Raw genomic sequence first — 3,832 nt, forward strand, 5'->3', positions numbered from 1 at the left:
CCGGTCAGAGGTTACTGAGTATCGTAAGATTCAAAGGTGTTTCCTACGGTACAAAAGAAAAACCAGAGCTTAATAAATTATTCAATAATGAAAACAGATTCTTCCTTTCTTTAGGTAAAAAAGAAGGCAAGAATTTAATGATACAAACGTGGACTACCAAATCCTCCATCAGTCTTGATGCTGAATACAAAATGGATCTCCCAGTATTTCAGGATTTTGTAGATACCTATACCGCACCATTTCGGAAAGGTAAATATAGGCAGGTTGGTTATACCGTTGCGTTCATTCTGAAGTATAAAGACCTCGATGAAGGTATTAGCCGAATGAATGACATCCTCATTATGGTCAATAAAATGCTTGATGCCTTTGAACCTTCAGTATTAGGCATGGAAGAAAGCGCCAATGGGTCTGTGTATTCTCAGGTTGGCCGATATGTGTCTATGTTGTTGAACGGCGAAGAGCAGAATGTTATGGCCTCCTCTACACGCTTAGGGGATGCTGTGATCGACAGCGTAACTAATTTCGCACCGTATGACTATGTGGAGAACCGGCCTAACAGTGGTGGAGCGCGTTATGCCACTACCTATGACCTCCGCGATTATCCGGCCAAAACAGTTCCTGGAATGTGGGATGAAGCTATAGAGGAACAGTTTGATTTTACTCTGGTGCAAACTTTCATGTTTGAGGACAGAAATAAATCAAAAGTTAACTTTAAAAAACAAACTGTAGATCTGACTTCTGCTGAAGGTGAAACGAAGCAAACCAAGCAGCTGGAAGATGCTGTGCAGGATATAACGCAAGGTGACAAGCTTTTTGGCCGCTATCATGCAGCTCTCATTGTGTATGGCGAAACACCGCAGAAAGCCATTGAGAACGGTGCTACGCTGGATTCTATATTTTCTGCTCGCGACACCCGCTTTATCAGATCAACTGTGACAAATGACGATACTTACTACTCGCTATTTCCCGGATGCACAATAGCGATGTATCCCGTTCCTAAATCAACAGAAAATCTGGCATGTGGTTTTTCGCTTCATGCTTCTCCAGTCGGAAAAGCAGATGGAAACCCGCCCGGAGATGGCAAAGCATGGATGCCATTTCGTTCAGCCACTGACGCACTTTACTTTTTTAATGCGCATAATAGCCCTATAGGGAAAAACAATACTGGCGAGCGTATGCCAGGGCACGTTTCCGTTGTCGGTATGACGGGGGCGGGAAAGACAACTCTCGAAGGAGAGTTAGTCTTGTTTGCGAGTCGTTGGAATCCTATGTTCTTTGGCCTGGATTACAACCGTTCATTTGAAAATTTACTCAGGGCGCTTGATACACAATATTATGTAGTTTCGCCAGGTGAAGATACGGGTATTAACCTGTTTCAACTGGAAGATACGCCAGCTCTTCGTACTCACCTATTTGACCAAGTGCTCACAATGGCCGGGGGAGGAAGCGAAGCCGAACAGAAACAAATACGCAGCTCTATCGATGCGGTTATGTCGCATTCTGTGGTTGAGAACAGAGGTATGTCACTCCTGCTGCAAAACATAGCGCCAACAGAAGATGAAAACTGTCTTCATGTGCGACTGGCGAAATGGTGTCGAATCTGTCCTGATGGCTCAACAGGTCGAAATGCATGGGTTTGTGACGCAGCTGTCAACCGATTCGATCCTATGAAGTTCCGGCGACTTGCGTTCGATTGCACGCAGATAATGAAGAAAAGTTTCTTTATGAAAAATCGGGATATCATGGAGATATTCCTGAATAATATGTTTTTCTTGAAACGAATGATGCATGAGTCTCAGCCGGGAAATATGCTGATTAACATGATCGCTGAGTGCTGGATTCCACTCACGTTTGAAAGTACAGCGGATTCACTTAAGGAGATTCTAAAAGCTGGCCGAACAAGGGGCGAAATATTGATAATGGACACTCAAAGCCCTGAAGATTTAAGCGAGAGTGAACATGCTCCAGCGGTAATTCAGCAGGTAATTACTCAAATATGGTTAGCAAATGATAAAGCTGATGAAAAGCAATATGCGAAGTTTAATATTAAAGGTAAAGAGTTCGAAATAATTTCTAACTTTAACCCGTTGGCGCGTGAGTTTCTTATTAAGCAAGGGCAGCAGTCAACGGTACTATCATTTGATTTGCCCGATGATTTGAAATATTGGCTACCTATTCTTTCTACAACCATTGGAAAAGATGGTAATGCAGCTATTGCTGCAAGTGTCAGAGAGAGATTAGGGACAGATGATCCTGCTAAGTGGGTACATGAATTCCTTGATGAAATACAGAGAATGAAACAAACAGAGGATTAGTTATGAAAATTAAGGTTATTTCAACATGCCTGTCACTCATTTTATATGCAGCGCCGTATCATAGTTATGCTTCGGGTATACCAACGGTTGATGTGGCAAATATAGCTCAATTGGTTTCCAATGCTCAGCAACAAGCTCAGCAGGCGTTGGATCAACTGAATGAAACGAAAGCCGCTATCCAGCAAGCGAAAAGCCAATACGACCACTATAAAAACTTAGTTACAGGTAATAACAAACTTGGTGATTTCTTAAATGATCCACTTCTAAACAAAGTATTACCTCTCAATGACTGGAATGATATTTATAGCGATACAAAAAATCTTGCTGATTTGCGCAGCCGCTATGGATTAACTTCTAGTGACCCGAAAGTACAGCAGGCGTTCGATAAGTTGCTGCAACAAGCTGGCGCACTGGAAGATACCTACAATGCCTCTTCACAACGTGTAGATAATGCTGAGCAATTACGTCAGCGATTAAATACGGTTCAGACTCCTCAGGAGCGCGAAGAGTTGGCATTACGCTTACAGCAAGAGCAGTTGGAGCTGCAAAACCAACAAATAAAGTTGCAAAATATACAAATGCTGATGGATCAAAAAGAGAAGATTGAAGATAAAAAAAGGGCGCAGGCGTTTTGGAATAAACTTGAAGGAAATCCTTGATAATCGTCATAAAATCTGTTTTATCTCTCTTTAAAAAATAAATGTAATATGCAATAATGTGGTTGTATATTAACGAGGGATAATAAATGAAAAAGTTTATTTGTGCGTTTGCTGTGATTATGTCTGCGGTAGTAATTTCGGGTTGTGATGATCAACAAAAGGTGACTGATGGCTTTTCTGGTCAATGGAAAGCTGTCAGTAAGGCAGATGGTAGCGCATTACATCCAAAATACAGCTCTGTTATGAATATAACTTGCAGTGAAGCCGCATGTCATATCATAAACAAAAAGAAAAGTGTGCTGAGCGATGATGAATTAGTTAGCAATTCCGACTGGAACATCAAAGATAGTTCAACTTTGATGAAAGGCAACGGTATTGCTTCTATTTACATTAAAGACAATAAACTCATTGCAAATGATGTTATGTATGAACGTCAGAAGGAGTAGTGAATGGCTATAGAGTTAGAAATTGCACAAACTCTATACCGGGCTATCGATGATGCATTATCAGGAATAATTACAACCGGCACCGCAAATCTCATGATAGGTGTCGGTTCTCTTTTTGGTGCTTTCTGGCTTATCGACAGAACGGTAAATTCAATCAATTGGTATTTTCAGGGTTTTAATGGGATATTGCAGAATGAGATAATGAATGCAATAAAATCTGCATTTATTATCTATAGTGCTTTTCACGTTGGATGGTACATGAAGGTTGTTGTTCCCTTCGTCAATGATATGCCTACATGGACAATACAACAATTATCAGGAGTACCAATAGGAACCAACCAAGTAGATGCTTTAATAAATACCTACCTTAATGGATTGTGGGAATTTATCAAAAATATTGATTTTGACCCTA

General features: G+C 40.9%; 3 protein-coding genes and 1 pseudogene. All 4 read left to right on the top strand.

The window, feature by feature from the left end; genetic code table 11:
• On the top strand, positions 1–2,315 hold a 2,315-nt coding region (locus L977_RS11135; RefSeq protein ID WP_047625765.1), incomplete at its 5' end, for a VirB4 family type IV secretion system protein.
• Between the two features lie 2 nt (positions 2,316–2,317).
• Complete coding sequence (gene virB5, locus L977_RS11140) at positions 2,318–2,974, top strand: P-type DNA transfer protein VirB5 (RefSeq protein WP_047625766.1); 657 nt, start codon at positions 2,318–2,320, stop codon at positions 2,972–2,974.
• Between the two features lie 86 nt (positions 2,975–3,060).
• On the top strand, positions 3,061–3,420 hold the full coding sequence (locus tag L977_RS11145) for a hypothetical protein (RefSeq protein WP_047625767.1): 360 nt from the start codon (positions 3,061–3,063) through the stop codon (positions 3,418–3,420).
• 3 nt (positions 3,421–3,423) lie between these two features.
• Positions 3,424–3,832, top strand: a pseudogene (locus tag L977_RS11150) (type IV secretion system protein); the annotation flags it as partial.

It is taken from the genome of Enterobacter sp. ZOR0014 (assembly GCF_000798855.1).
GTDB classification, from domain to species: Bacteria; Pseudomonadota; Gammaproteobacteria; order Enterobacterales; family Enterobacteriaceae; genus Enterobacter; species Enterobacter kobei.

What these genes read in the sequence shown, in the direction of transcription:
- virB5 (WP_047625766.1), top strand. Translation starts at nt 2,318, where the DNA reads ATGAAAATTAAGGTTATTTCAACATGCCTGTCACTCATTTTATATGCA.
- L977_RS11145 (WP_047625767.1), top strand. Translation starts at nt 3,061, where the DNA reads ATGAAAAAGTTTATTTGTGCGTTTGCTGTGATTATGTCTGCGGTAGTA.